This window comes from Streptomyces sp. 351MFTsu5.1 (assembly GCF_000383655.1).
GTDB lineage: Bacteria > Actinomycetota > Actinomycetes > Streptomycetales > Streptomycetaceae > Streptomyces > Streptomyces griseorubiginosus.
Map to the genome: position 1 here is coordinate 517,605 of NZ_KB911776.1, position 26,535 is coordinate 544,139.

A 26,535-nucleotide genomic window follows, 5' to 3' on the forward strand; every position below is an offset into this window, starting at 1 on the left:
ACGAAAGGCGCCCCCCTCGAAGAGAGGGGGGCGCCTTTCGTCGTCTTCACCTACCGGAGTCGTGTACCACCCGAGTTGTAGTACGCGATCGTCTTGTTGATCAGGTTTCCGCCGTCGGTCTCCGGCGTCGTCTGCTCCGACCACCCCGCGCCGAACAGCAGCCCGGCGATGTGGGCGTTCGCCACCTGGTCCATGTGGCCGAAGAACCAGTCCACCTTGTCGTCCTTGAAGTGGCCGGGAGTGTTGTTGCCCGCCATGTTGCCCACGGGGATCTGCCACAGGACGACCGGCTTGCCCACGGACTCGGCCATCGTCTTCCAGAACTTCAGCGAAGCGGCGGCCTTCTGGTCGTTCCAGAAGTGGTCACTGCCGCCGTGGGCCGGCTGCGCGTACCAGCCCGCGTCGCGGTCCGACACGTCGGTGGCCAGGAAGTCGGCGTTCTTCGCACCGATGTCCGCGTAGTCCTTCACGCACTTCTGGAGGTTGCTCTCCCAGTCGAAGCAGGAGAGGTGCAGGCCCACGGCGGTGTTCGGCGCGTACTTGTGCGCCATCGAGATCAGGCACTGGGCGAGCCCGGCGGCGCTGTTCTCCTGCGATCCGCAGTCCGTCGGGTTGGCGCCCGTGACCTGCGCGGGAACCTGGTGCAGATTGCCGAGCGACCGGGCGAAGCCCCAGAAGTCGGGCTCCAGGTCGACCATGTCGTGCGAGTTGCCGATCTTCTGGAGGAAGAACCGGTAGTCGTTCAGGTACTTGGTGAGCAGGTCACGCCTGTCGATGGCCTTGACCTCGCCCGGGCCGTCACCCTCGCCTGCCATGTCCCCGAGGTCGCGCAACGAGTACCAGGTCCACAGGTACTTCTGCGGTCGCGACTTGCCCTGGTAGGTCGCCTTGGCCGCCACGCCGTCCTGCCAGGTCACCTGGTTTCCGGGCGCCGTGCTGGTGCCGCCCCAGCAGCCCCACCAGGCCGACCACTCAGCCTTGCAACGCGATGCCGTATAAGCGTCCGACGAGGGCGCGGGCTGGCTGTGGATGTAGGCGTAGCGCACGTCGAACGGCGCGGCGTTCGCCGAGGTGTCCGTCATCGAGCCGCCGATGAGCACCTTGTCGCCGCCCATGAAACGGGTCGTCGAGCTGCCGTTGGCCGGGGTTGACGGCGTCGGCGACGACGCCGGAGCGCTGCTGCTCGGAGCTGTGCTCGCCGGAGTGCTGCCGGCGGGCTTGGGCGTGCTGCCGGAGTTCCCCGGGTTCCCGGAGCCGCCGGCGACGCTGCCGACCGCGACGAGCTTCCACTGCTGGTTGGCACCGCCCTGGTCACGGTTCTGGACGATGCCGCCCCCGTTGGCCTTGGTGGCGTTGCGGACCCCGACAGCCATGCCACTGAAGCGATTGACCAGACGCACGAAGCCGTCCGCCGACTTGGCCGGCTTGAACTGCTGGTTGCTGCCGTTCTGGTCCTTCCACTGCACGAGGGCGGAGCCGGCCGTCTTCGACCAGCCGAGGTCGTCCAGCACCTTGCCGGAGGTCCGGTTCTGCAGCCGGTAGTAACCGTCGCCCGCGTCGATGAACCGCCACTGCTGGTTGGCCCCGCCGTGACGCGCCCACTGCACCACCGCCGCGCCGTCGTTCCTGGCGGAGCCGCGGTCGTCCAGCACCTTGCCGCTGTTGCGGTTGACCAGCACGTACCACTTCTTCAGATCCAGGGTCTTCTGGTCCGCCGAGGCCTGGCTGACCACGACGGCCGAGCCGGCCACGACCACCATGGTGAGACCCGCCCACAGACCCCGTCGCGCGAGCAACCGACGCCCACGGTGCCTCGGGCGACCACCGCGCGCGCCGTCGTCGGCACGGTGACCGCCGCCGCGGGACGCCCCCGGTGACGCGGGTGAACCGGGGACATGTCTGTGCTCTCGTTCCAGGGACATGCCTGAGCTCTCTTTCAGCTGATGCATCAGACCGGACCACATGGCCGGACAGCACTCAGTGGTCCGAGAGCCCGAAAAGGTTGCCGAGAAGATCCACGGATTTTCCGCCTGCAGCCGCCGACTACGACACGGACGCGATTCTCACCCTGGATTCGAGGAGACTTCCGGGCCTTGCGCCCGCTGGGCCGTCACAAGGTGTTCCGGGTGCTCCCCGAGGACCTACCGCTCTGAGGCAGGCTTCTCCTGGACCACCGGGGTGAACTTCGCCGCGCTGCCGGCGAAGCCCTCCGTGGCCAAGGAAGTGGGCGAGCTCGACAAGTCCTCCGGCCTGTCCCTGACCGGCAAGCTGACCGAACCCCGGATGAGTCCGTGTCATGGGATGTGGCTCCGCGGCAGTGGGTCTCGCCGCGGGCCCGGAGCGGGTCAGGCCCTCCGGGCGGTCGCGTCGCCCTTCGTGAAAACGGAGGCCAGGCCGTAGAACGGTCGCGGTGCCGGCGAGGGGCGCCTGGACGTCGTCGGCGCTCCAGCCGGTGAGCAGTTCGTCCACGGTGGCGGCCCACCGGTTCCAGCCCCCCGCCAGGTTGGCGACCGGCCAGTCCGAGCCGAACATGAGCCGTCGGCGGCATGACCGGATGCACCCTCCGCTCGGCGGCCTGTCGGTCGATCGGACGTATGCCTGGAACAACTTTTCCCGCGACGTCTGCGGCGCCGACGCGCCACACGCTGACATCAGTACGACGACCGGGAGCGCCCCCGCGGGCTCGCACCATGCACTTCCCCCTTCACGAGCCTGTCGGGCAATGCCTACCGCCACAGCGTCGGGAGGGGTCCCGGTGGCCCGTCCCGACAGGCTTTGACCTGCGGGAATACCCTCCTTCCGAGTGCGTGAGGGTGAAGCGTGGACCCACGCAGGTGCAGGAGAGGGTCATTTCGAGCGGGCGCGTGAGCGGGGTGCGTGGGGACACCGAGCGCCTGCACCAGGCGGAGAAGCACAGCCGGTGATGCCATCGACTCCTGCTACGTGCAGCGCGCCACGTTTCTCCACAGCGCCCGAACGGACGCGAGTACGACGAGATAGTGGAGATGCTCACCGGCCTCTACGGCTCTGTGCCTGGCTCGGCTGGTGGGGATGCCCACCTCGGCGACACCTCGCGCGTGGGCCTTCTGGCGCAACGCGTCCTGCTACGCGATGGACTCTCGCGCTCCCTCGAACAGCGCTCGTTCCTGGCTCGCTTGTCGACTTCGGGGCGTTACCACTGGAGCGCCGGGTCGGTGATGGCGGCGATGCACTCGAAGCCCCGGTCAGCGAAGGTCCGGCGCTGCAGTGCCGTCCTCCGTCATGCCGGCGCTGATGCCGGACGGGACGGTGTGCGACCCTCTCCTAGCCGACGCGTTCGGCGGTCCAGGTGATGTGTGGAGGCTGGACTCGTGCGCACAGAGGCCCGCCCTGTGCGTCGGTCAGGCCGAGGCGTCCGACCAGCAGTCCGTCGCGCGCGCCGCTGAGTACGTCAGCGGGGATGGCGTCGAGCATCAACTTGGCGCGGCGGAACATCGTGAAGGTGCCCGAATCGTCGACTGTGCCCCAGGACAGGTAGATGAACCGATGGCCCAGACGGTGCTGCACGTAGGGGCCTTTGATCTCGATGCCGGACGGCGAGACGCTCGTGGTGCACTCCAGGATCCAAGTCGCGGACCGCGCGTCACCGGGCTGTGGTGCGAGGAGTTCGGCCGGACGGTCGCGGCGTTGCACGGCGACATGGACGTTGCGGTACTCAGGAACCTTGTCGTGGGCTGGAGCCGGGCAGGTGAGGCCAGGCAGATCGACGGCGTCGATGCGGATGCGCATGCGGGCCATCATCCCGCCAATGTCCTCGCCGGGACCAGCCGACCATGAACTGGGGCGGGCCCGGGCAGCGGTGACCGCGTGCTTGATTGAGAGTGGTCCACGAAGACACAAAAGCCCAGGTCGATGACCTGGGCTTTGCTCATGGAGCGGGTGACGAGAATCGAACTCGCACTCTCAGCTTGGGAAGCTGATGTTCTACCACTAAACTACACCCGCGCGAGACGCCGGACCGGCCGGTGTCGAGACGCACTGTCACCTTACCTCATGCCAGGCCCCCGGCGCTGAAGCCGTGGGGCCTGAGTGCGTCTCAGGGGTGGGACGGGGCTGCGGGGGAAGGGAGTTGGGGCGTACGGTGGAGGCGTGGAAGAGGGTCCTGGCGGGACCGGAGTGCCGCCTGGAGGGCCGTCCCACCCATCCCGTAATGTGGCTTTTGTCGTCAGGTGAGCAGTAGCCCGACGCGGCTCTTGGGGAAGGGACTCTAGGACTTGATGGAGCGCACCGTCGTCCGTTGTGCCGATGGGCACGTGTTCAGTACCGCTTCGTTCCCGATGCAGCAGGCCGAGCGCCTCGGCCCCGGACGGCTCGTCCGCTGTCCGCGCTGTGCCCGGCTCAGAAGCGTCGTTCCGGTGGCCTTGGAGAAGCACTGACCTAGAAAGAAGCGCTGTAGGCAGGTACCAGGCGCGCGGACCGTCCGATTGTGGTCGGTCCGCGCGCCTTGCGTATCCTCGGGACGTGCTTCTCTCAGACAAGGACATCCGGACCGAGATCGACGCCGGGCGCGTGCGGATCGATCCCTACGACGAATCCATGGTGCAGCCGTCCAGCATCGACGTACGGCTGGACCGGTACTTCCGGGTGTTCGAGAACCACCGGTACCCCCACATCGACCCCGCCGTCGAGCAGTCCGACCTGACGCGGCTGGTGGAGCCGGAGGGCGACGAGCCGTTCATCCTGCACCCGGGCGAGTTCGTCCTCGCCTCCACCTACGAGGTCATCACGCTGCCCGACGACCTCGCCTCCCGCCTGGAGGGCAAGTCCTCCCTCGGGCGCCTCGGGCTCGTCACCCACTCCACGGCCGGCTTCATCGACCCCGGCTTCTCCGGGCACGTGACCCTCGAGCTCTCCAACCTGGCCACGCTCCCCATCAAGCTCTGGCCCGGGATGAAGATCGGCCAGCTGTGCATGTTCCGGCTCTCCTCGCCGGCCGACTTCCCCTACGGCAGCGAGCGCTACGGCTCCCGCTACCAGGGCCAGCGCGGTCCGACCGCCTCCCGCTCCTTCCTCAACTTCCACCGGACCCAGGTATGAGCGCCTCCGCCGCCCGCGAGAACCTCACCTACGAGGCGTTCGGCACCGCGGTCCGCGAGCTCGCGCAGACCATCGCCGACGACGGCTACGTGCCCGACATCGTGCTCTCCATCGCCCGCGGCGGAGTCTTCGTCGCCGGTGGTCTCGCCTACGCGCTGGACTGCAAGAACATCCACCTGGTGAACGTCGAGTTCTACACCGGCGTGGGGACGACCCTCGACATGCCCGTCATGCTCGCGCCGGTCCCCAACGCCATCGACTTCTCGTCCAAGAAGGTCCTGATCACCGACGACGTCGCCGACACCGGCAAGACGCTCAAGCTGGTCCGCGACTTCTGCCTCGACACCGTCGCCGAGGTCCGCTCCGCGGTCATCTACGAGAAGACCCAGTCCCTGGTGAAGTGCGAGTACGTCTGGAAGCGCACGGACGATTGGATCAACTTCCCGTGGAGCGTTCTGCCGCCCGTGCACAAGTCGGGCGAGGCACCCAGGGAGAACAAGGAAGCCCTGTGACACCGGTCGACCACTGATCGACTCGCTCCTCCGAAGATCCCGAAGGACGATGGAAACGAGCACGCCTCGGCATGAGGAGGAATGTGGTCATGACATCGACGGACGGACACGGGGGCGTCGTTCAGGCCGCGTGGCGGGATACCGCGGCGGACCTTCAGCAGGCGGTCGACGATCTGCGCGGCGTGTACGAAGCCGCGCGGAAGCGCGTGGCGGAGCTTCCGGCTGCCCATCGTGGACCCAGTGACAGCCGGTACTGCAAGTCGTGCGAGTGTCCCGGCTACGATCCCGGGCCGCACCAGGAGTGCGCGAGGTGGTACTGCCACCATCCGGACGGCAGGCACAACCACCCGATGTGAGCCCGCGGCCGGTGAGTCGTCGGGTGGGCGCGGGGAAGCGGTCACCGCCTGACCCGAGTTGGTTCGGCGACATGACGAGGGGGCTCCCGGTTCGGACCGGGAGCCCCCTCGTCGTACGTCCCGCAAGGGCCGCGTCGCTAGAACGTGCCCAGCTTCACGATCGACAGCAGGGCGATCAGCTGGATCGCCGAGGCGCCCAGGGCCTTCGGCCAGGGGAGGTCGTGGGACTTGGAGACCATCAGGGTGAGGAGCACGCCGGCCGCCACCCAGGTGGCCCAGCCGAGGAGCTGGACGAAGCCCGCGTCGCCGCCGAAGAACATGGCCACGATCAGGCGGGGCGCGTCCGTGAGGGACATGATCAGCATGGAGAGGCCGACCGTCGGCTGCCAGGCGCCGTCGCCGCCGAGCTGGCGGGCCAGGGCGTGGGTGACCACGCCCAGGACGAAGGCGGACAGGGCCATCGCGACGGCGGTCGTGAGGACGATCGGGATCGCGTTCGACAGGGTCGCGTTGATCGCGTCCTTGCGGGCGTCCTCGAAGCCGAAGACCGCGAGCAGGCCGTAGAGGAACGTCACGACGAGGGCGGGGCCCCACATCGAGTAGTCCCGCATCCGGAGGAAGGTCTGCTGGGGCGAGAGCACGATGCCCTTCAGCAGCTCCTTCCAGTGCAGCCGGGGGCCGATGGGGCCCGCCGGGGCCGAGCCGGCCCGGTAGGTGCCGCCCTGGTTGTAGGGGTCCTCGCCGACCGAGAACGCCTGGGTGTGGCCCGGGTTGTTCGCCGCGTACGGGTCATGGCCGCCCTGCGGGTGCGGGGCGCCGCCGTCGCCGAAGTACTCCGGCTCGTCGTAGCCCCGGCCGCCGCCCTGGGTCCACTGCCCCGGGTGGGGCTGCGGCGCGGGGGGATAGCCGTACGACGGCTGTCCCTGGGGCGCCTGCTGCTGCCCGTAGGGAGGTTGTTGCGGTCGCGTGTGAGGAGCGCCGTTGTCCCGGCCGCGTCCGATCCTGAATCCAGCCACGCCTTCGAACGTACCTGGTCCCGGAGAGCCGCGTGTCCGGCCCGGGGTCTCGGGGACGGCTTTGCTGCCGAGCTGTGACATCCCCTAAGGGACAGTCAGAGGGAAGCCGGGGGCCGCTCAGGGCAGTGCCGTACGCCTACCGGGACCCCGCCGGGCATCACCGGGTGTCGCCGGCACCCCGGCTCCCTTCTGCCACGCCACCTCAGCCGATGAGCCCCGTGCCGAAGGCGCCGTACACCTGCGGTCGCACCCCTCACCCCGTCAGCATCATCCACAACGCCCCCGGTAATGATGCCCGTGTCCGACAAGCGGCGACGGCCCGTACGACCAGGAGACAAGTGGTGGACGCGGACGAGGTGTTGCGCATCCTGGACCTGCTGCGGCGGGCCCGGGCGGAGGTCTGGGTCGGGGGCGGGTGGGGGATCGACGCCCTGGTCGGCGAGCAGAGCCGGGAGCATCGGGACCTCGACCTGATGCACCGGCAGGAGCAGGAGCCGGCCGTCGTGGCGGCGCTGGCGGCCGCCGGGTACGTGGAGAGCCTCGACCTGCGGCCGGTGCGGTTCGTGGTCACCGATCCCGGCGGACGGGAGGTCGATCTGCACCCGCTGGTCTTCGGCGGGGACGGTTCCGCCGTTCAGGCGTCCGGCGTGCCGGAGCGGCCCTTCGGCTACCCGGCCTCCGCCTTCGTGACCGGGACCGTCGGTGGCACGGCCGTCCCGTGTCTCTCGGCCGGGCAGCAGGTCTTCTTCCACCAGGGATACGAACCCACCGAGCGGGACCGGCACGACATGGCCCTGCTGCGGCGCGTCTTCGGGATCGCCACCCACTTCTGAGGCGACCGCCACCCACTTCTGATGCGGGCCGCAAAGACGACGGCGCCCCCGGGTCCGGTGGGACCCGGGGGCGCCGAACGGCAGCGCCGTGACCGCTACTTCACCGGCTCCGGCTCCGGAGCGCTCTCCGGTTCCGTCGAGTCCTGCGGGTCGGCCGGGGTCTTGACGGACTCCAGCAGCAGCTGGGCGACGTCGACGACCTGGATGGACTCCTTGGCCTTGCCGTCGTTCTTCTTGCCGTTGACCGAGTCGGTCAGCATGACCAGGCAGAACGGGCAGGCCGTCGAGACGATGTCGGGGTTCACCGAAAGAGCCTCGTCGACGCGCTCGTTGTTGATGCGCTTGCCGATCCGCTCCTCCATCCACATCCGCGCGCCACCGGCACCGCAGCAGAAGCCGCGCTCCTTGTGGCGGTGCATCTCCTCGTTCCGGAGGCCCGGGACGTTGGCGATGATCTCGCGCGGCGGCGTGTAGATCTTGTTGTGGCGGCCCAGGTAGCACGGGTCGTGGTACGTGATGATGCCCTCGACCGGCGTCACCGGGACCAGCTTGCCCTCGTCGACGAGGTGCTGGAGCAGCTGGGTGTGGTGGATGACCTCGTAGTCGCCGCCGAGCTGCGGGTACTCGTTGCCGATGGTGTTGAGGCAGTGCGGGCAGGTCGCGACGATCTTCTTCGCGACGCGAGGCTTCGCCGACTCCGGCACCACCTTGCCGTCGTCGTCCAGCTCCTCGCCGAACGCCATGTTCAGCGCCATGACGTTCTCCATGCCGAGCTCCTGGAACAGGGGCTCGTTGCCGAGGCGGCGGGCGGAGTCACCGGTGCACTTCTCGTCGCCGCCCATGATCGCGAACTTGACGCCCGCGATGTGGAGCAGCTCGGCGAAGGCCTTCGTGGTCTTCTTCGCGCGGTCCTCCAGGGCGCCCGCGCAGCCGACCCAGTACAGGTACTCGACCTCGGTCAGGTCCTCGATGTCCTGGCCGACGACCGGGACCTCGAACTCGACCTCCTTGAGCCACTCCAGGCGCTGCTTCTTCGCCAGGCCCCAGGGGTTGCCCTTCTTCTCCAGGTTCTTGAGCATGGTGCCCGCCTCGGACGGGAACGCGCTCTCGATCATCACCTGGTAGCGGCGCATGTCGACGATGTGGTCGACGTGCTCGATGTCCACCGGGCACTGCTCGACACAGGCGCCGCAGGTGGTGCAGGACCACAGGACGTCCGGGTCGATGACGCCGTTCTCCTCGGCGGTGCCGATCAGCGGGCGCTCGGCCTCGGCGAGAGCCGCGGCGGGCACGTCCTTGAGAGCCTCGGCAGACGCCTTCTCCTCGCCCTCCATGGTCTTGCCGCCACCCGCGAGCAGGTACGGCGCCTTGGCGTGCGCGTGGTCCCGCAGCGACATGATCAGCAGCTTGGGGGAGAGCGGCTTGCCGGTGTTCCAGGCCGGGCACTGCGACTGGCAGCGGCCGCACTCGGTGCAGGTGGAGAAGTCCAGCAGGCCCTTCCAGGAGAACTGCTCGACCTGGGAGACGCCGAAGACGTCGTCGTCACCGGGGTCGGTGAAGTCGATCGGCTTGCCGCCCGACGTCATCGGCTGGAGGCCGCCGAGGGCCGTCCCGCCGGTCGCCTCGCGCTTGAACCAGATGTTCGGGAAGGCCAGGAAGCGGTGCCAGGCCACACCCATGTTGGTGTTCAGCGAGACCACGATCATCCAGATGAACGAGGTGCTGATCTTGATCATGGCGACCAGGTAGATCAGGTTCTGCAGCGCGGAGACGCTCAGCCCCTTGAAGGCCAGGACCAGCGGGTACGAGGCGAAGTACGACGCGTCGTAGCCGTCCACGTGGTGGATGGCGCCCTCGAGGCCGCGCAGCACGTAGATCGCGAGGCCGATGGTGAGGATGACGTACTCGACGAAGTACGCCTGGCCCGCCTTGGAGCCCGCGAAGCGGGACTTGCGGCCGGGGCGGGAGGGCAGGCTCAGCAGGCGGATCGCGATGAGCACGACGATGCCGAGCACCGTCATCACACCGATGAACTCGGTGTACATCTCGAGGGGCAGCCAGTCGCCGACGACCGGCAGTGTCCAGTCGGCCTGGAAGAGCTGGCCGAAGGCCTGTGCGAGGGTCGGCGGCAGCGTCAGGAAGCCGACGGCCACGAACCAGTGGGCGAAGCCGACGATGCCCCAGCGGTTCATCCGGGTGTGGCCGAGGAACTCCTTCACCAGCGTCACACTGCGGGCGTAGGGGTTGTCGGTCCTGCTCCCGGCGGGCACGGGCTGGCCCAGCTTGAAGTACCGGACGAACTGGCCGATGGCGCGTGCGAGCAGCGCCACGCCGACCACGGTCAGTACCAGCGACACGATGATCGCGGCGAGTTGCATTTCGGGGCTCCTCGGGCCTGCGAGGGGTCTACGGGAGGTCCGTGAAGAGCGTGCGCGTCAGCACGGTCACTCTCGTCATTACTAAGCGGTAACTTATGCAGTCCGTCTGAGACTACCCCCATCCTGCGCCGCACTGTAGCCGGGGGCCGGGTGATCTGAATCGCTGAGGGTTACCTTAAAACCCGATCGTGTTATTCGTGCTGAATTGGTGCATACGGCGCTAATTTGGCCTCGTGCTCTATGGGATCCTCGCCGCCACCTCCGCCCTGCTCCTCGCCGCCGTGCTCACCGGCCTGCTGCGGATGCCCGCCCTGCGCCTCGGGATCGTCGACCGGCGGTGGCGGCGCCCCATGCCGCTGTCCGGCGGGGTGGCGGTGGTGGCGGCCACCTGTGTGGTCGCGGCCGTCGGCGACCGGCAGGGGTCCACCCCTCTCGGCCCCGAGGCCGGGCGCCTCCTGATCGCCGGGGCCGCCGTCGCCCTGCTGGGGCTCGTCGCCGACGTACGGCGGGTCAAGGCACGGTTCCTCGTCGGCGGTACGGCCGTGGCGGCGGCCTGTGTCGTGCCGTACGAGGAGACCGGGGTGCCCGCCGGGATCCTCGCCGTCGGCTGGATCGTGTTCGTCGCCGTGGGGTTCAAGGCGCTCGACCACGCCGACGGGCTCGCCGGGACCGTCGGCGTGGTCACCGCCTTCGGCGCGGCGGCCTGTGCGGCGGCCGAGGTGATGGACGGGCTCGCCGTGCTGCTGAGCGTGCTGGCCGCCGCGCTGACCGGGTTCCTGATGCACAACTGGCATCCCGCGCGCGCGGGGCTCGGCGCCTGCGGGGCCCTGTTCACCGGGTTCGTGCTGGCCTCGGCGGCCGTCACCACCCGCGCGGGACAGGGGCTCGGGTCCAATGCCGCGGTGCTGTTCGCGCTGAGCGCCCTGGTGGCCGCCGACGTCGTCCTCGTCGTCCTCGCCCGGCGGCTGTCCGGACGTTCGCTGCTGCGTCCCGGGCCGGACCATCTCGCCCACCGGCTGCGCAGGCTGGGACTCACCCCGCAGGGCGCCGCCGTCCTCCTGGGTGTCACGGCCTTCGGCGGGGTACTCGTCGCGGTCCTCGTGCACCTCGGGTGGATCCCCGTGAGCGGGGTGCTCTGGGTGGCCGGCGGTGTGCTGGTCCTGGTGGTGGGACTGCTGCTGGTGAGGCCGAGAGTGAAGCCCGCCGCACGGTCCGGCGTGGTCCCGCGTCCCGCATCTCCGCAGGTCACGACCCAGTTGCGTGTAAGGAACGGATAAGAGTTGAGCCTCCATGACTCAGGTCTGTTGACCGAGGCGTCGGCGTCATGCACACTTGAGTCCGTTCCACTCAAGTCAGCTGGAGGAAATCACCATGGCACGTGCGGTCGGCATCGACCTGGGCACGACTAACTCCGTCGTCAGCGTTCTTGAAGGCGGCGAGCCCACCGTCATCACCAACGCCGAGGGTGCCCGGACCACGCCGTCCGTCGTCGCCTTCGCGAAGAACGGCGAAGTGCTCGTCGGCGAGGTGGCCAAGCGCCAGGCGGTCACCAACGTGGACCGGACCATCCGGTCCGTGAAGCGCCACATGGGCACCGACTGGAAGACGGAGCTGGACGGGAAGCCGTTCAACCCGCAGCAGATGTCCGCGTTCATCCTTCAGAAGCTGAAGCGGGACGCCGAGTCCTACCTGGGCGAGAAGGTGACCGACGCGGTCATCACCGTCCCGGCGTACTTCAACGACTCCGAGCGCCAGGCGACGAAGGAGGCCGGCGAGATCGCGGGCCTGAACGTCCTGCGCATCGTCAACGAGCCCACCGCGGCCGCGCTCGCGTACGGCCTCGACAAGGACGACCAGACGATCCTCGTCTTCGACCTCGGTGGCGGCACCTTCGACGTGTCCCTCCTGGAGATCGGCGACGGCGTCGTCGAGGTGAAGGCCACCAACGGTGACAACCACCTCGGTGGTGACGACTGGGACCAGCGCGTCGTCGACTACCTGGTGCAGCAGTTCAAGTCCGGTCACGGCGTGGACCTCGCCAAGGACAAGATGGCCCTCCAGCGCCTCCGCGAGGCCGCCGAGAAGGCCAAGATCGAGCTGTCCTCCTCCACCGAGACCTCGATCAACCTGCCCTACATCACGGCCTCCGCCGAGGGCCCGCTGCACCTGGACGAGAAGCTCACCCGCGCCCAGTTCCAGCAGCTGACCGCGGACCTCCTGGAGCGCTGCAAGACCCCGTTCTTCAACGTCATGAAGGACGCCGGCGTCTCCATCAACGAGATCGACCACGTCGTCCTCGTCGGTGGCTCCACCCGTATGCCCGCCGTCGCCGAGCTCGTCAAGGAGCTGACCGGCGGCAAGGACGCCAACAAGGGCGTCAACCCGGACGAGGTCGTCGCCATCGGCGCGTCCCTCCAGGCCGGTGTCCTCAAGGGTGAGGTCAAGGACGTCCTGCTCCTCGACGTGACCCCGCTGTCCCTCGGCATCGAGACCAAGGGCGGCATCATGACCAAGCTCATCGAGCGCAACACCACGATCCCGACCAAGCGGTCCGAGATCTTCACCACGGCCGAGGACAACCAGCCGTCCGTGCAGATCCAGGTCTACCAGGGCGAGCGCGAGATCGCGGCGTACAACAAGAAGCTCGGGATGTTCGAGCTGACCGGTCTGCCGCCGGCCCCCCGTGGCGTGCCGCAGATCGAGGTGTCCTTCGACATCGACGCCAACGGCATCATGCACGTGACCGCCAAGGACCTGGGCACGGGCAAGGAGCAGAAGATGACCGTCACCGGCGGCTCCTCGCTGCCGAAGGACGAGGTCGACCGGATGCGCCAGGAGGCCGAGCAGTACGCGGACGAGGACCACCGTCGCCGCGAGGCCGCCGAGACCCGCAACCAGGGCGAGCAGCTCGTCTACCAGACGGAGAAGTTCCTCAAGGACAACGAGGACAAGGTCCCCGGCGAAGTCAAGACCGAGGTCGAGGCCGCCGTCGAGGAGCTGAAGGCCGCGCTCAAGGGCGAGGACACCGCCGAGATCCGCACCGCGACCGAGAAGGTCGCCGCGGTCTCCCAGAAGGTCGGCCAGGCCATGTACGCCGACGCCCAGACCGCGCAGGCCGCCGGCGGCGACGCCGGTGCCGAGGCGCCGAAGGCGGACGACGACGTGGTGGACGCCGAGATCGTGGACGACGAGCGCAAGGACGGTGCCGCGTGACGGAGGAGACCCCGGGCTTCGACGAGAAGCCCGACGTCCCCTCCGGCGCCACCGACGACGCCGAGCCGAAGGCCGCCGCCTCCTCCTCGGAGGCGGGGGCGGCCCCGGCCGGGGACGCAAGTGCCCAGATCGCAGGCCTGACGGCCCAGCTGGACCAGTCGCGCAAGGCGCTCGACGAGCGCACCGCGGACCTCCAGCGGCTCCAGGCCGAGTTCCAGAACTACCGCCGCCGGGTGGAGCGGGACCGGATCACGGTCAAGGAGATCGCCGTCGCGAACCTCCTGACCGAACTCCTGCCCACCCTCGACGACATCGGCCGCGCCCGGGAACACGGTGAGCTGCTCGGCGGGTTCAAGTCCGTCGCGGAGTCGCTGGAGACCGTCGCGGCGAAGATGGGTCTGCAGCAGTTCGGCAAGGAGGGCGAGCCCTTCGACCCGACGATCCACGAGGCCCTGATGCACAGTTACGCGCCCGACGTCACCGAGACGACGTGCGTGGCGATTCTCCAGCCGGGGTATCGCATCGGCGAGCGCACCATCCGCCCCGCGCGGGTGGCGGTCGCCGAACCGCAGCCGGGCGCGCAGGCGGCCAAGGACGAGTCCGAGGCCGGCGAGGAGAAGGACAACAGCTCTGAAGAGGGCTGAAGCCGTGGCCGGTGACCGAAAGGAGGGGCGTCGGGGATGAGCACCAAGGACTTCATCGAGAAGGACTACTACAAGGTCCTCGGCGTCCCCAAGGACGCCACCGAGGCCGAGATCAAGAAGGCGTACCGCAAGCTCGCGCGCGAGTTCCACCCGGACGCCAACAAGGGCAACGCCAAGGCCGAGGAGCGCTTCAAGGAGATCTCCGAGGCCAACGACATCCTCGGCGACCCCAAGAAGCGCAAGGAGTACGACGAGGCCCGCACCCTGTTCGGCAACGGCGGTTTCCGTCCGGGTCCTGGCGGTGCGGGCGGCTCCTTCAACTTCGACCTGGGCGACCTCTTCGGAGGCGGCGCCCAGGGCGGGAGCCAGGGAGCCGGCGGCTTCGGCGGCGGACTCGGAGACGTCTTCGGGGGCCTGTTCAACCGGGGCAGCTCGGGCACTACGCGCGTCCAGCCGCGGCGCGGGCAGGACATCGACACCGAGGTCACCCTCAGCTTCACCGAGGCGATCGAGGGCGCGACCGTCCCGCTCAGGATGTCCTCCCAGGCCCCCTGCAAGGCCTGTTCGGGCACCGGTGACGCCAACGGCAACCCGCGCGTGTGCCCGACCTGCGTCGGCACCGGTCAGGTGGCCCGGGGCTCCGGCGGCGGCTTCTCGCTCACGGACCCCTGCCCGGACTGCAAGGGCCGCGGCCTGATGGCCGAGAACCCCTGCGAGGTCTGCAAGGGCTCCGGGCGGGCCAAGTCCTCCCGGACCATGCAGGTCCGCATCCCGGCCGGGGTGTCGGACAGCCAGCGGATCCGGCTGCGCGGCAAGGGCGCGCCCGGTGAACGCGGCGGCCCGGCGGGCGACCTGTACGTCACCGTGCATGTCGCCACGCACCCCGTCTTCGGCCGCAAGGGCGACAACCTCACCGTGACGGTCCCGGTGACCTTCACGGAGGCGGCGCTCGGCGGCGAGGTGCGGGTGCCGACGCTCGGCGGCCCCCCGGTGACCCTGAAGCTGCCGCCGGGCACCCCCAACGGCCGCACCATGCGGGCGCGGGGCAAGGGCGCGGTCCGCAAGGACGGCACCCGGGGCGATCTGCTGGTCACCGTCGAGGTGAGTGTCCCGACCGAGCTGTCGGGGAAGGCTCGTGACGCGCTGGAGGCGTATCGCGAGGCGACCGTGGGGGAGGACCCACGGGCGGAGCTGTTCCAGGCCGCGAAGGGAGCATGATTCGAGATGGACGGTCGTCGACGCAATCCGTATGAACTGACCGAGGAAACCCCGGTCTACGTCATCTCGGTGGCGGCCCAGCTCTCCGGCCTGCACCCGCAGACCCTCCGTCAGTACGACCGCCTCGGCCTGGTCTCCCCGGACCGCACGGCCGGGCGGGGCCGCCGCTACTCGGCCCGCGACATCGAACTGCTCCGCCAGGTGCAGGCCCTGTCGCAGGACGAGGGCATCAACCTGGCCGGCATCAAGCGCATCATCGAGCTGGAGAACCAGGTCGTGGCGCTCCAGCAGCGGGTGGCCGAACTCCAGGCCGCCGTCGAGGGCGCCGCCGCGGCGATGCAGCAGCGGGAGGCCGCGGTGCACGCGTCGTACCGCCGCGACCTGGTGCCGTATCAGGAGGTCCAGCAGACCAGCGCGCTGGTGGTGTGGCGGCCGAAGAAGGCCAGGGACTAGACGCACTGACCCAGACGCACTGACGACGAGAAGGGGCCCGGAGAGATCTCCGGGCCCCTTCGTCAGTACTCCCAGATGCCGTACGCCATCGGTGAGGTCGCGGCCTCCGCGCCGGCGGCGTCCAGGCGGACGACGCGGTAGTAGTACAGGCCCAGCGTGTCGTCGTGGACCGTCTTGTCCATGAAGAACACGGCGTCGTCCATCGTGCCCTCGCTCAGGGTCGTATAGGCGGCCGCGGCCGGGTCCCAGCGCTCCACGCGGTAGCTCTTGAACCGGCCGCAGTCGCCGAGGCCGGAGCTCTCGGAGCAGCCGACGTACAGCTCCGGGTACCGGTCCTCACGGATCTCGGTGCCCGTCCAGCCGGGCGGCCGGGTGTCGGGCAGGGCGACGGAGAGCTCGGCGGGGTGGTAGGCCTCGGGGCCGGCCCACCAGGGGATCAGGGGGGAGTTGTCCGTGGCGGCCACCTTGTAGGTGTGCGTGGCGCCGTCGGGGACCGTCGGGCAGAGGATCTCGGTCGGGGCCAGGGACTCGCCCGTCCAGCAGTTCTGCTGCCACTCCGTCTCGCCGGTCTCCGGGTCGGTGACGCCCTGCCACACCTTGTAGCCCGTGACGTCGTCGTCGGCGGGCGGTGTCCAGGTCAGGCGCACACCGAGCGGGATCTGCTCGGCGGTCAGGTTCTCCACCGGGGCCGGGCGCACGGTGTCCGGCGTGGTCGCGGTGGCGGCGGGGCCGGGCTGCGACTCGTGGCCGTACGGGTCGATCGTCACGACCGTGTAGTCGTACGTCGTCTCGGAGGCGCCGGAGACGTCCCAGCAGACGCCGTTGATCTGCCGGGGGCCGGCGTAGTCGGGGGCGTCGCCGGTGTTCCAGGTCCAGTACGTCTGCGGGTCCGTCAGCGGCAGGTCCTGCGAGTTGTTGGGCTTGCAGCCGGTCACCGCGCTCCTCTCACCGGTCGCCTTGTCGGTGCGGGTGATCCGGTAGGTCAGCAGCGGCCTGTCCTCGCCGAAGGTCCACGGGTCGGCGCTGCTCCACTCGATCATCACCCCCTCGTCGAACCTGGTCGCGGTGGTGCTGAACGGCGCGATCGCCTCGGGCCGGCCGGCCATGGCGAGGGTGACCTCCACCGGGGCGGCGGCGTTGCCCTTCGCGTCCACCGAGCGGACCGCGTAGCGGTAGCTGTCGGCCACCGCGACCAGTTGGCGCGACACGACGTCGGTCCCCGTGGTGGTGGTCGGGGTGTTGCCCGTGGCGCCGGGCAGCGCGTCGAGCCAGCCGCCGGTCGCCGGGTCGTACTGGAGGACCTGGTACGAGGCCGCCCCGTCGACGGCCGACCACACCACGTGCGGGATGCCCGACCGGTACTCGACGCGGGCGTCGGCGGCGGCGGCGGGCGGTGTCAGGTCGGATGTGGTGAAGGTGGTGGCCGCCGAGTACGCGGACCAGTTCCCGACGGCGTCCCGGGCCCGGCCGCGGTAGGTGACCTTGCTGCCGTCGGCGGCGTAACCGGTGTCGCAGATCGCTCCCTTGGTCCCGGTGTACACGGTGGTCCAGGTGCGGGTGACGGGGTCGAGCCGCTGCATCTCGTAGAGGGCGATGTCGGCCGCGTTCTCCGCGGTGGTCACGAGCTCCGGGGCCGCGTAGGGCTGGTCCACCGGGCACGCGTCCATCTCCAGGAACGGCGCCGCGGGCGGCGTCGTGTCCACGGTGGTGACGGGCTGGTCGGCGGTGCCGCCCGAGGTGTTGCCGGCCTTGTCGTGGGCGCGGACCTCGAAGTAGTAGGTGGCGCCGGTGGGCGGCGTGCTGTCGGTGTACGAGGTGCCGGTGGTCGTGGCGAGCGGCGCGGCCGGGAACGAGGCCCCCTTCAGCCGCCGGTAGACCTTGTACCCGGCGAGGTCCATCTCCTTGTTCTTCGCCCAGGTGACCTTGGTCTTGCGGGTGGTCTTGTCGTACGTCACCGAAGTGCCCGTCGGGACAAGGGGTTTGACCTTGTCGACGGTGGCGGTGGTGCGGGGGGTGTAGGTGACTTTGACCTTGGCGGCGCCGGTCCAGTTGGCGTAGTCGATGCGCAGGGTGTGCTTGCCGGCGGGGATGGTGACGTTGGCGGTCTTCTTGACCGTCGTCGAGACGTTCTTCCAGAGGTCGATCTTGCGAATGCCGTCGAGGTAGACGCGGATCCCGTCGAGGCCGGTGGCGTTGAGGGCGAAGGGGCCGCCGGAGCCGAAGTCGCGGGTCAGGGTCCAGCGGACGCCGAAGTTGTCCTTCGGGAGCCCGGAGACCGGGGCGCCGCTCCAGGACTGGTCGATCGCGTCGTCGCAGTCCGATTTCTTCGGGGCCCCGGAGAAGGACGTGTTCGCGTAGAACTGGCGCTGGAACACCGGGGAGGCGCAGTTCACGGCCGCGGAGGCCGAGGGCGCCGTCACGGCGAGCAGACCACCCGAGGTGGTGAGCACGACGGCGGTCGCGGCCGCCGCGGTCGTGCGTCTGGCTGACTTCATGAGGATCACGACTCGCTGGAGGAGGAGAGGGTTGTACCGCGGGCCGGGGCGGTGACCGCCCAGCCGTCCGCGGGCAGGGTCTCGGTGCCGTCGGCCAGGACGCCGGTCACCCAGTAGTAGGAAGTGGTGCCGCGCCGCACTCCGGTGTCGACGTACTGCGAGGCGGTGCCGGCGAGCTCCGCGATCCGCTCGTACGAGGAGGTGGCGGGGTTCCACCGATAGACGCGGAAGCCTTGCGCGGACTGCCCCGACCACGTGAGCTGGTTGCCCTCGTCGCCCCGGGCACCCTGTACGGAGAGGTCCAGCGGCGAACCCTCGGGGGTCGCCACACTCGGCGTCATGTCGAGCTCGGTGACGACCACGGCACGGGGTCCGTCCTGACTCCACTGGTCGGCGGAGTTGTACTCGTCGTCCACGGCGTCGACGAAGAAGCAGACCTCGTCGCCGTCCGGGAGCGTGGTGTACGAGTAGGACGTCGTATCGGGCAGGACGTACTTCACCAGGTTGCCGTAGCAGACTCGCTCGTCCCCGCCGTCCTCGTCGCCCACGAGCTCGCCCCGGTAGACCGTGTAGTACCGCAGGTCCGTCGCCGGGCTCTTGTCCCAGTTCAGTTCGAAGCCGTACTCGGTCGGGGTCACGTCGAGGCCGGTGACGAGCGGCGGCGGGTCGTTGTCCCAGATCCGGCCCTCGTACGGCGCGGACCGGGCGGACTCGTTGCCCGCCGCGTCGACGGCCGAGACCCGGTAGTGGTACACGGTGCTCTCGGCGGCCGTGGTGTCCAGGTAGGAGGGCTGCCCGGTGCGGCCGACGGCGGTGTACGTGCCGTTCTCGGTCGTCGCCCGGAAGACGCGGTACGCCGTCGCGCCCGTGACGGCGTCCCACCCGACCTCGAGACCGCCGGTTCCGGTGCCACCCGGCCGCACCTCGCCGGTCGCGCGCGTGATGGTGGGTACACCCGGCGCGACCCGGTCCACGGTGGTCACCGGCTGGTCGGCGCTGCCCGACGACTCGTTGCCCGCCTTGTCGTAGGCGCGGACCTCGTAGTAGTAGCTCTCGCCGGTCACCGGCAGCGTGCTGTCGGTGTAGGAGGTGAAGGCTGTCGTCGCGAGCGGAGTGGCCTGGAAGGAGGTGCCCTTGAGCCGCCGGTAGATCCGGTACCCGGCGAGGTCCATCTCCTTGTTCTTCGCCCAGGTCAGTTTCGCCTTGCCGGTGGTCTGGTCGTACGTCGCCGAAGTGCCGGTCGGTGTGAGGGGCTTCACCTTGTCGACGTCGGCGGTGGTGCGGGGCTTGTAGTCGAAGGAGACGTTCGCGGCGCCGGTCCAGTTGACGAAGTCCACGCGGAGGGTGTGCCTGCCGGACGGGACGGTGATGTTGACGGTCTTCTTCTGGGTCGTGGAGACGTTCTTCCAGAGGTCGACCTTGCGGCTGTCGTCGAGGTAGACGCGGATGCCGTCCTGCGCCGAGACCGGCAGCGCGAAGGGCCCACCGGAGCCGAAGTCACGGGTCACGCTCCAGCGCACTCCGAAGTTGTCCTTCGGCAGCCCCGAAGCGGGCGCACCCGTGCCCCAGTTCTGGTCGATCGCGTCGTCACAGTCCGTCTTCTTCGGGGTGCCGGAGAAGGACGTGTTCGCGTAGAGCAGGCGCTGGAACACGGGGGACGTGCACGACACGGCCGCGGACGCGGGGGGCGCGGTCAGGGTGAGCAGGGTGCCGGCGGTGGCGAGGACCACGGCGGTGGCGGCCGTGCGGATCATGCGAGGTTCTCCGGGGTGACGGGAGGTTCGACGACGGTGACGTACGAGAAGTCGTCACCGGTGAGGGGGAGGCTGTTGCCGGCCTTGTCCACGGCCACCACGGCCCAGCGGACGGTCTCGCCCTGGGGCGTGTAGCCCACGAGGTTGTGGGTGATGTTCGGTTCGTCGGCCCAGTCCTGAAGGAAGTCACCCACAAGGTCGTAGCGCCAGACACCGTCTACGAGTGTGCCGTAGTAGATGTCGTAGCGGCCGACGTCCTCCTCGGGGCTGCGCTGCCACGAGAGGAACATGTCGCCGTCCTCGTCCAGCCAGCCGCGCAGTCCCGTGACGGCGGCCGGTGCGAGCCCGGTGGCGGGCGCGGTGCCGGTGACCGGAGCGGAGGGGACGGACTCCTGGTTCTGGGTGTCCAAGGCGGTCACCGTGTAGGCGTAGGAAGTGCCCTGGACGACACGGGTGTCGGTGTAGGACACGTGGGACGCGCTCACCTCGCCGACGCGCCGGCCGTCGCGGTAGATCCGATAGCGGCCCAGGTCCTGCGCGACGGGTGAGGTCGGCGCCTGCCAGGTCAGCGTGACACCGTCGGCCATGGTCGTGGCCGTCACGGCGGTGGGCGCGGAGGGAGCCCAGTCGCCGCGCTCCTCGGTGGCGGGGACCGACTTGGCGGACCGGTTGCCGGCGGCGTCGAGCGCGGTGACCCAGTAGGTGTAAGTGAGGCGGTCCTCGACCTTGCCGTCGAGCCAGGAGGTGCCGGTCACCCGCGCGACCTGCGTGACCGGGTTGTCCTGCCCGTCGTCCTCCCACCGCCGGTGCACCAGGTACTCCGTCGCACCCGCGGTCGTGCTCCAGCTCACCGTGACCCCGGCCTGGCCGTCTGCCGTCGTGACGCCGGAGGGTGCGGCGGGGGCGGTGCCGTCGGGTGGGGTGACGGGCTGGTCGGCGGTGCCGGTCGATTCGTTGCCCGCCCGGTCACGGGCGCGCACCTCGTAGTAGTAGGTCTCGCCGGTCGCGGGTGGAGTGTCGGTGGCGGAGGTCGAGGTGGTCGTGCTCACCTTCTGCCAAGTGCCGCTCCCCTTGAGCCGCCGGTACACGCGGTACTCCGCGAGGTCCATCTCCTTGTTCTTCGCCCAGGTGACCTTGGTCTTGCGGGTGGCCTTGTCGTACGTCACCGAAGTGCCCGTCGGGACAAGGGGTTTGACCTTGTCGACGGTGGCGGTGGTGCGGGGGGTGTAGGTGACTTTGACCTTGGCGGCGCCGGTCCAGTTGGCGTAGTCGACGCGCAGGGTGTGCCTGCCGGACGGGATCGTGACGTTGGCGGTCTTCTTGACCGTCGTCGAGACGTTCTTCCAGAGGTCGATCTTGCGGACCCCGTCGAGGTACACCCGCATTCCGTCGAGGCCGGTGGCGTTGAGGGCGAAGGGGCCGCCGGAGCCGAAGTCGCGGGTCAGGGTCCAGCGGACGCCGAAGTTGTCCTTCGGGAGCCCGGAGACCGGGGCGCCGCTCCAGGACTGGTCGATCGCGTCGTCGCAGTCCGTTTTCCTCGGGGTGCCGGAGAAGGACGTGTTCGCGTAGAACTGGCGCTGGAACACCGGGGAGGTGCAGGCAGTCGCTGCCGAGGCGGGGGACGCCGTCGCCGTGAACAGGGTGCCGGCGGTGGCGAGGACGAGCGCCGTGGCGGTCGTACGGCTGGCTGACTTCATTCGATCCTCTGGTCGGACGTGGAACAGCAGTTGTGGGGCTGCTGTGATCACGACACCTGAGGTGTGAATTTGGTTGTACTAGTGTTCGCGCCAAGTCTTCACACCGTCGGCGGAGAGTGGCGTTGCGCACTCGTTAAGTGATTCCGCTTGACGCCGGTGGTCGGCCCCGCGTTGTCTTTTCAGACACATGGGCCGCAATGCCGCGCCCGCGTCCGGAGAGCATCAGAAGTGAGCAGCCCCATGCGTCGTCGTATCGCCATAGCCGTGGCAGCGTCCACGATGTCCTTCTCGCTGGCCGCCTGCGGGGCGCTCGGTGCCGCGAGCGGGAGCGAGGCGAGTCCGACCAAGGGCGACGACGTCACCGTGGGTGTGCTGATGCCGGAGAAGACGAACACCCGCTACGAGGAGTTCGACTACCCGATCATCAAGAAGAAGGTCGCGGAGCTCACCGACAAGAAGGGCCGGACGCTCTACGCCAACGGCGAGGCCAACGCCAAGAAGCAGGCCTCGCAGATGCAGGAGATGATCGACGAGAAGGTCGACGTCATCCTGCTGGACGCGGTCGACTCGCACGCCATCGCGGGCATGGTGCAGAAGGCCAAGGACGCGGGCATCCCGGTCATCGCCTACGACCGGCTCGCCGAGGGCCCGATCGACGGGTACGTCTCCTTCGACAACGAACTCGTCGGCGAGGTCCAGGGCCGCTCCCTCATCGAGGCGCTCGGTTCCGGTATCGACAGCTCCGACAAGATCGTCATGATCAACGGCTCGCCCTCCGACCCGAACGCCGGACAGTTCAAGGCGGGGGCGATGTCCGAGCTCAACGGCAAGGTGACGATCGCCGAGACGTACGACGTCGACGGCTGGAAGCCGGAGATCGCGCAGAAGAACATGGCCGAGGCGATCAACGCGATCGGCAAGGGCAACATCAAGGCCGTGTACTCCGCCAACGACGCGATGGCAGGCGCCGCCATCCAGGCGATGGAGAGCGCGGGCATGACGAAGCTCCCGCCGATCACCGGCCAGGACGCGGAGCTGTCCGCGGTGCAGCGGATCGTCTCCGGCGAGCAGTACATGAGCGTCTACAAGCCCTACCCCGACGAGGCCGAGGCCGCCGCCGAGATGGCCGTGACCAAGATCCAGGGCAAGGACATCCAGTTCGACGCCCTCGCCACGGACAGCGTCGACAGCCCCACCAACAAGGACATCCCGGCCCAGCTCGTCCAGGTCGTCGCGCTGACGAGGGACAACATCAAGAGCACGGTCGTCAAGGACGGCATCTACTCCGTCAAGGACATCTGCACCTCGGACTACAAGAGCGCCTGCGCGGCGGCGGGTCTGTCGTAGCCGGTCGGGGGAGGGGCCGCGGGACTCGTCCTGCGGCCCCTCCCGCCGTTCAGGCCACCCTCGTGAACTCCACCGTCACCTCCGGCGGTCCGCCCGGCACCCCGCGGTAGATCCCCTTGTGCGGGGTCACGTCGTCGTAGTCGCGCCCCCGGGCCACCACCACGTGGGACTCGTCGGCGCGCACCCCGTTGGTGGGGTCGTAGCCGCACCACTCGCCCGCCCAGTACTCGATCCAGGCGTGGCTCTGCCCCGCGACGGGCCGGTGCAGTTCGGCCTCGCGCTCCGGGTGGAGGTAGCCGGAGACATAGCGGGCCGGCAGGCCGACGGCCCGCAGCAGGGCGATGGTCAGGTGGGTGATGTCCTGGCACACGCCCGCGCCCTGCTCCCAGGCCTCCACCGGGGAGGTGTTCACGCTGGTCGCGCCGGGCAGGTACGACACCCGGTCGGCGACCAGCGTCGACACCGCGAGGGCCGTCTCGTGCGGGTCCAGGCCCGCCGCGGCCTTGCGGGCCTTCTTGGCCAGCTTCGCCGGGACCGTCGTACGTCCCGTCGGTCCTGCGAACTCCAACAGGCGGGAGCCCGCGACGCGCTCGGCCACCTCGGCCCAGGTGGGCGCGGTGGGCAGCGGTCCCGGCGGGACCGTCTCGACGAGGCTGGTGGCCGTGATGGTGAGCCTGCCGTGCGGGTCCATCAGGTCGAAGCCGGTGACCTGGGTGCCCCAGTAGTCCCAGTACGACCAGGTCGGGGTGGCCGGGCTGACGGTGACCCGGGCGTCCAGGGTGGTCTGGGCGGGCAGGGTCAGCGGGGTCATGCGGACCTCGTTGTGGGACGAGGAGGCGGGCTGGGCGTACGCCACCTCGGTGATGTGCTTGATCCGGAGGCGGGTCATCGTCCGGCTCCTTCCTGGGCCCACTCGACGGGCCCCTGGTACGGGAAGAACCGCTCCGCCACCGCCTCCGCGGAGGCCATGCACGCGGTCTGCAAATCCCTGAGCAGCGAGGGGAGTTGCTCCTCCAGGGCGTGCAGGTCGAGATATTCGAGCCGGGTGCGCATCCCGCCGATCGGGCGGCGCGCGGGGTCCTGACGGGGGCGGCCGAGCGCGGTCAGGCACTCCTCCGCCGTCGTCAGCGCGTGCAGTGCCGAGCGCGGGAAGTCCCGGTCCAGGAGCAGGAATTCCGCCACCCGCGGGGTGTCGCCGAAGCCGCCGTACACGCGCGCGTACGCCTCGTCGGCGCCCGAAGCGCTCAGCAGGGTCGGCCAGTCGGGCGCGTGGGCCGCGTCGAGCACCCGGACCGACAGCAGCCGTACGGTCATGTCCACCCGCTCCAGGCTCCGGCCGAGCACCACGAAGCGCCAGCTGTCGTCGCGGCTCATGGTGGAGTCGGCGAGCCCGAAGAAGAGGGCCGCGCGCCGCCGTACGAGTTCCAGATAGCCGTAGGGGCCGGTACGGCGGGCCGCGAGCCGCTGGTCGGCGAGCGCGTGCCAGGTGGAGTTGAGGCACTCCCACATCTCGGAGGAGACGGCCTCACGGGCGCTGCGGGCGTTCAGCCGGGCGGCACCGAGCGCTCCCTCGATGGAGCAGGTCGAGCGGGCGTCGAAGGCCAGCTGGTCCAGGACCTGCTGCATGTCCACCCGGGTGGCGCCCGCGTCGACGCCGAGGATCGCGTACAGCGACCGGCAGGCCGCGTCCTCGTCGCGCCAGGGGTCCTCCAGCATCCGGTGGAGGTAGGCGTCGAGGATCCGCCCGGTGGCGTCCGCCCGCTCGACGTAGCGGCCGGTCCAGATCAGGGCCTCGGCTATCCGGGAGAGGATCACGTCGTTCACTGCTGTGCCCCTTCCTGTACGACGGTGGGGGAGCCGTCGGGACCGTGCTGGCGTGGCGCGATGTCGAGCGGGGCGGTGCCGTGCGCGGGCGGCGGCGGGTCGGCGGGGCCCTCGGCGAGCACCCAGGTGTCCTTGGAGCCGCCGCCCTGGCTGGAGTTGACGATCAGGTTGCCCTCCTGGAGGGCGACCCGGGTCAGGCCGCCGGGCAGGACCCAGATGTCGGTGCCGTCGTTGACGGCGAAGGGGCGCAGGTCGATGTGGCGGGGCGCCATGCGTTCACCCGCGAGGGTGGGGGAGGTGGACAGGGCGACCGGGCGCTGGGCGATGAAGCCGCGGGGGTCCCGCCGGACCGCCTCCCGGGTTCTCTCCAGGGTCTCGCGGTCCGCCTTGGGACCGATCACGATGCCCTGCCCGCCGGCCCCGTCGACCGGCTTGACCACCAGCTGGTCGATCTGGTCGAGGACGGCCTCCAACTGCCCGGGCTCGTCCGGGCGGAACGACTCCACGTTGGGCAGAATCGGTTCCTCGGAGAGGTAGTAGCGGATCAGGTCCGGGACGTAGGTGTAGAGCAGCTTGTCGTCCGCGATGCCGTTGCCGACCGCGTTGGCGAGGGTGACATGGCCCGCCATGGCCGCGCCGAGGATGCCCGGGCAGCCGATCACCGAGTCCGGGCGGAAGTGCAGCGGGTCGAGGAAGTCGTCGTCCAGGCGCCGGTATACGACATGCACCGGCACCTCGCCGCGGGTGGTGCGCATCCACACCCGGTTGCCCCGGCACACCAGGTCATGGCCCTCGACCAGCTGCACGCCCATCAGCCGTGCGAGCAGGGCGTGTTCGAAGTAGGCGGCGTTGTTGGGCCCGGGGGTCAGGACGACCACCCGGGGGTCCTGGACCCCGTCGGGAGCGGCCGCGCGCAGGGCGGCGAGCAGCCTCTGCGCGTAACCGTCGACGGGCAGCACGTGCTGCTCGGCGAACAGGGACGGGAAGACGCGGGTCATCGCCCGCCGGTTCTCGATGACGTACGACACCCCGCTGGGCACCCGGACATTGTCCTCCAGGACCCGGAAGTCGCCCTGCTCGTCCCGGACCAGGTCGATGCCGGCGACGTGGATGCGCACCTGGTTGACCGGTTCGATCCCGTGGGCGGCGCGGTGGAAGTGCGGGGAGCTCAGCAGCAGCCGCCAGGGCACGACCCCGTCCTCGAAGGCGCGGGCGTGCCCGTAGGCGTCGGCGAGGTAGGCCTCCAGGGCTCTGACCCGCTGACTCACCCCGCGTTGTATGAGATCCCATTCCAGGGCGTCGAGGATCCTCGGCACGAGGTCCAGCGGCCAGGGCCGCTCCTCGCCCGCGAAGGCGTAGGTCACGCCCCTGTCGGTGAACGCCCTGGCCATCTGGTCGGCCCTGAACCTGAGTTCACTCGGTTCGATCGGCTGAAGCGCCGCCAGTACCGGCTCGTAGGCGGTCCTGACCTCACCCGGCCGCTCGAACATCTCGTCCCACGCGTCGGCCAACGCGTACGCGTCAAATATGTCCGCCATGACCTGACGTTAAGTGCGGCTCGTAACGAACTGATCACCGTGTGATTTCCGCACGTTGACGCGCGGAGGGAGTTGTTCCGCGCGGGGTGGGGGCCGACCCGGCGAGGGAGCAGCTTCCTGCAACCGGGTCGGCGGAGCCCGGGAAGTAGTGGGGCATACCCGCGCTTTTCCCCGCGCGTGG

General features: G+C 69.6%; 19 protein-coding genes, 1 tRNA gene and 2 pseudogenes. 10 read left to right on the forward strand and 12 right to left on the reverse strand.

Annotation, left to right across the window (positions count from 1 at the left end; translation table 11 throughout):
- Positions 1–50: 50 nt before the first annotated feature.
- Complete coding sequence (locus tag H295_RS0105810; RefSeq protein ID WP_020134395.1) at positions 51–1,760, reverse strand: RICIN domain-containing protein; 1,710 nt, start codon at positions 1,758–1,760, stop codon at positions 51–53.
- A 275-nt stretch (positions 1,761–2,035) separates the two neighbouring features.
- On the opposite strand from H295_RS0105810, the pseudogene H295_RS48545 reads away from it, so the two are divergent.
- Positions 2,036–2,153 (forward strand): annotated as a pseudogene (locus H295_RS48545) (VapC toxin family PIN domain ribonuclease); the annotation flags it as partial.
- A gap of 192 nt (positions 2,154–2,345) precedes the next feature.
- On the opposite strand, the pseudogene H295_RS47795 reads toward H295_RS48545, so the two are convergent.
- From H295_RS47795 to H295_RS0105830, 3 genes and pseudogenes are all read right to left on the reverse strand, one after another.
- Positions 2,346–2,538 (reverse strand): annotated as a pseudogene (locus H295_RS47795) (amidohydrolase family protein); the annotation flags it as partial.
- 765 nt (positions 2,539–3,303) lie between these two features.
- Positions 3,304–3,768 (reverse strand): DUF5990 family protein, encoded by a 465-nt coding sequence (locus H295_RS0105825; protein WP_234021567.1) that lies wholly within the window; start codon positions 3,766–3,768, stop codon positions 3,304–3,306.
- 142 nt (positions 3,769–3,910) lie between these two features.
- Positions 3,911–3,984, reverse strand: a tRNA-Gly gene (locus H295_RS0105830).
- A 516-nt stretch (positions 3,985–4,500) separates the two neighbouring features.
- Between H295_RS0105830 and dcd the strand changes: the two genes are divergently transcribed.
- Positions 4,501–5,076, forward strand: coding sequence for a dCTP deaminase (dcd, locus tag H295_RS0105835; protein ID WP_020134399.1), 576 nt, complete (start codon positions 4,501–4,503; stop codon positions 5,074–5,076).
- Complete coding sequence (locus H295_RS0105840; RefSeq protein ID WP_020134400.1) at positions 5,073–5,588, forward strand: phosphoribosyltransferase; 516 nt, start codon at positions 5,073–5,075, stop codon at positions 5,586–5,588. The genes dcd and H295_RS0105840 overlap by 4 nt, the downstream gene beginning before the upstream one ends.
- A gap of 493 nt (positions 5,589–6,081) precedes the next feature.
- Here the strand turns inward: H295_RS0105840 and H295_RS0105850 are convergent, their stop codons facing one another.
- On the reverse strand, positions 6,082–7,041 hold the full coding sequence (locus H295_RS0105850; protein ID WP_078616576.1) for a Yip1 family protein: 960 nt from the start codon (positions 7,039–7,041) through the stop codon (positions 6,082–6,084).
- Positions 7,042–7,301: 260 nt separating this feature from the next.
- On the opposite strand from H295_RS0105850, the gene H295_RS0105855 reads away from it, so the two are divergent.
- Positions 7,302–7,793, forward strand: a complete 492-nt coding sequence (locus H295_RS0105855) for a nucleotidyltransferase domain-containing protein (RefSeq protein WP_020134403.1) — start codon at positions 7,302–7,304, stop codon at positions 7,791–7,793.
- Between the two features lie 95 nt (positions 7,794–7,888).
- Here H295_RS0105855 and H295_RS0105860 read toward each other — a convergent pair whose 3' ends face one another.
- Positions 7,889–10,171, reverse strand: a complete 2,283-nt coding sequence (locus H295_RS0105860; RefSeq protein WP_020134404.1) for a (Fe-S)-binding protein — start codon at positions 10,169–10,171, stop codon at positions 7,889–7,891.
- 233 nt (positions 10,172–10,404) lie between these two features.
- On the opposite strand from H295_RS0105860, the gene H295_RS0105865 reads away from it, so the two are divergent.
- The 5 genes from H295_RS0105865 (at position 10,405) to H295_RS0105885 (ending at position 15,699) form a co-directional block, all read left to right on the forward strand.
- Positions 10,405–11,448: an MraY family glycosyltransferase gene (locus tag H295_RS0105865; protein WP_020134405.1), complete on the forward strand. Its 1,044-nt coding sequence runs from the start codon at positions 10,405–10,407 to the stop codon at positions 11,446–11,448.
- A gap of 94 nt (positions 11,449–11,542) precedes the next feature.
- Positions 11,543–13,384 (forward strand): molecular chaperone DnaK, encoded by a 1,842-nt coding sequence (gene dnaK, locus H295_RS0105870; protein WP_020134406.1) that lies wholly within the window; start codon positions 11,543–11,545, stop codon positions 13,382–13,384.
- Positions 13,381–14,028, forward strand: coding sequence for a nucleotide exchange factor GrpE (gene grpE, locus H295_RS0105875; RefSeq protein WP_020134407.1), 648 nt, complete (start codon positions 13,381–13,383; stop codon positions 14,026–14,028). Before dnaK ends, grpE begins: the two co-directional genes overlap by 4 nt.
- A 36-nt stretch (positions 14,029–14,064) precedes the next feature.
- Positions 14,065–15,246, forward strand: a complete 1,182-nt coding sequence (gene dnaJ / locus H295_RS0105880) for a molecular chaperone DnaJ (protein WP_020134408.1) — start codon at positions 14,065–14,067, stop codon at positions 15,244–15,246.
- A gap of 6 nt (positions 15,247–15,252) precedes the next feature.
- Positions 15,253–15,699, forward strand: coding sequence for a heat shock protein transcriptional repressor HspR (locus H295_RS0105885; protein WP_020134409.1), 447 nt, complete (start codon positions 15,253–15,255; stop codon positions 15,697–15,699).
- A gap of 62 nt (positions 15,700–15,761) precedes the next feature.
- On the opposite strand, the gene H295_RS0105890 is transcribed toward H295_RS0105885, so the two are convergent.
- The 3 genes from H295_RS0105890 to H295_RS47800 are packed head-to-tail and all read right to left on the reverse strand — an operon-like array spanning position 15,762 to position 21,645.
- Complete coding sequence (locus H295_RS0105890) at positions 15,762–18,194, reverse strand: PA14 domain-containing protein (RefSeq protein WP_028809086.1); 2,433 nt, start codon at positions 18,192–18,194, stop codon at positions 15,762–15,764.
- 5 nt (positions 18,195–18,199) lie between these two features.
- On the reverse strand, positions 18,200–19,948 hold the full coding sequence (locus H295_RS0105895; RefSeq protein ID WP_020134411.1) for a PA14 domain-containing protein: 1,749 nt from the start codon (positions 19,946–19,948) through the stop codon (positions 18,200–18,202).
- Entirely contained in the window at positions 19,945–21,645 is a 1,701-nt protein-coding gene (locus tag H295_RS47800) for a PA14 domain-containing protein (RefSeq protein WP_020134412.1), read from the reverse strand. The genes H295_RS0105895 and H295_RS47800 overlap by 4 nt, the downstream gene beginning before the upstream one ends.
- A gap of 240 nt (positions 21,646–21,885) precedes the next feature.
- On the opposite strand from H295_RS47800, the gene H295_RS0105905 reads away from it, so the two are divergent.
- Positions 21,886–22,992, forward strand: coding sequence for a sugar ABC transporter substrate-binding protein (locus H295_RS0105905; protein WP_078616577.1), 1,107 nt, complete (start codon positions 21,886–21,888; stop codon positions 22,990–22,992).
- 49 nt (positions 22,993–23,041) lie between these two features.
- Here the strand turns inward: H295_RS0105905 and H295_RS0105910 are convergent, their stop codons facing one another.
- The 3 genes from H295_RS0105910 to H295_RS0105920 are packed head-to-tail and all read right to left on the reverse strand — an operon-like array spanning position 23,042 to position 26,354.
- A complete protein-coding gene (locus H295_RS0105910) occupies positions 23,042–23,881 on the reverse strand; it encodes a transglutaminase family protein (protein WP_020134414.1) in 840 nt (279 codons plus the stop codon).
- On the reverse strand, positions 23,878–24,816 hold the full coding sequence (locus H295_RS0105915; protein WP_020134415.1) for an alpha-E domain-containing protein: 939 nt from the start codon (positions 24,814–24,816) through the stop codon (positions 23,878–23,880). The genes H295_RS0105910 and H295_RS0105915 overlap by 4 nt, the downstream gene beginning before the upstream one ends.
- Positions 24,813–26,354 carry a circularly permuted type 2 ATP-grasp protein gene (locus H295_RS0105920; RefSeq protein WP_028809087.1) on the reverse strand — a complete coding sequence of 514 codons (1,542 nt, stop codon included), beginning with the start codon at positions 26,352–26,354 and terminating at the stop codon, positions 24,813–24,815. The genes H295_RS0105915 and H295_RS0105920 overlap by 4 nt, the downstream gene beginning before the upstream one ends.
- Between the last annotated feature and the right edge of the window lie 181 nt (positions 26,355–26,535).

Excerpts from the sequence above, each read along its gene's own strand:
- H295_RS0105810 (WP_020134395.1), bottom strand. The coding sequence starts at position 1,760 with ATGGTGGTCGTGGCCGGCTCGGCCGTCGTGGTCAGCCAGGCCTCGGCG.
- H295_RS0105825 (WP_234021567.1), bottom strand. The coding sequence starts at position 3,768 with ATGCGCATCCGCATCGACGCCGTCGATCTGCCTGGCCTCACCTGCCCG.
- H295_RS0105840 (WP_020134400.1), top strand. The coding sequence starts at position 5,073 with ATGAGCGCCTCCGCCGCCCGCGAGAACCTCACCTACGAGGCGTTCGGC.
- H295_RS0105850 (WP_078616576.1), bottom strand. The coding sequence starts at position 7,041 with ATGTCACAGCTCGGCAGCAAAGCCGTCCCCGAGACCCCGGGCCGGACA.
- H295_RS0105860 (WP_020134404.1), bottom strand. The coding sequence starts at position 10,171 with ATGCAACTCGCCGCGATCATCGTGTCGCTGGTACTGACCGTGGTCGGC.
- dnaK (WP_020134406.1), top strand. The coding sequence starts at position 11,543 with ATGGCACGTGCGGTCGGCATCGACCTGGGCACGACTAACTCCGTCGTC.
- dnaJ (WP_020134408.1), top strand. The coding sequence starts at position 14,065 with ATGAGCACCAAGGACTTCATCGAGAAGGACTACTACAAGGTCCTCGGC.
- H295_RS0105885 (WP_020134409.1), top strand. The coding sequence starts at position 15,253 with ATGGACGGTCGTCGACGCAATCCGTATGAACTGACCGAGGAAACCCCG.
- H295_RS0105890 (WP_028809086.1), bottom strand. The coding sequence starts at position 18,194 with ATGAAGTCAGCCAGACGCACGACCGCGGCGGCCGCGACCGCCGTCGTG.
- H295_RS0105895 (WP_020134411.1), bottom strand. The coding sequence starts at position 19,948 with ATGATCCGCACGGCCGCCACCGCCGTGGTCCTCGCCACCGCCGGCACC.
- H295_RS47800 (WP_020134412.1), bottom strand. The coding sequence starts at position 21,645 with ATGAAGTCAGCCAGCCGTACGACCGCCACGGCGCTCGTCCTCGCCACC.
- H295_RS0105905 (WP_078616577.1), top strand. The coding sequence starts at position 21,886 with ATGCGTCGTCGTATCGCCATAGCCGTGGCAGCGTCCACGATGTCCTTC.
- H295_RS0105910 (WP_020134414.1), bottom strand. The coding sequence starts at position 23,881 with ATGACCCGCCTCCGGATCAAGCACATCACCGAGGTGGCGTACGCCCAG.
- H295_RS0105920 (WP_028809087.1), bottom strand. The coding sequence starts at position 26,354 with ATGGCGGACATATTTGACGCGTACGCGTTGGCCGACGCGTGGGACGAG.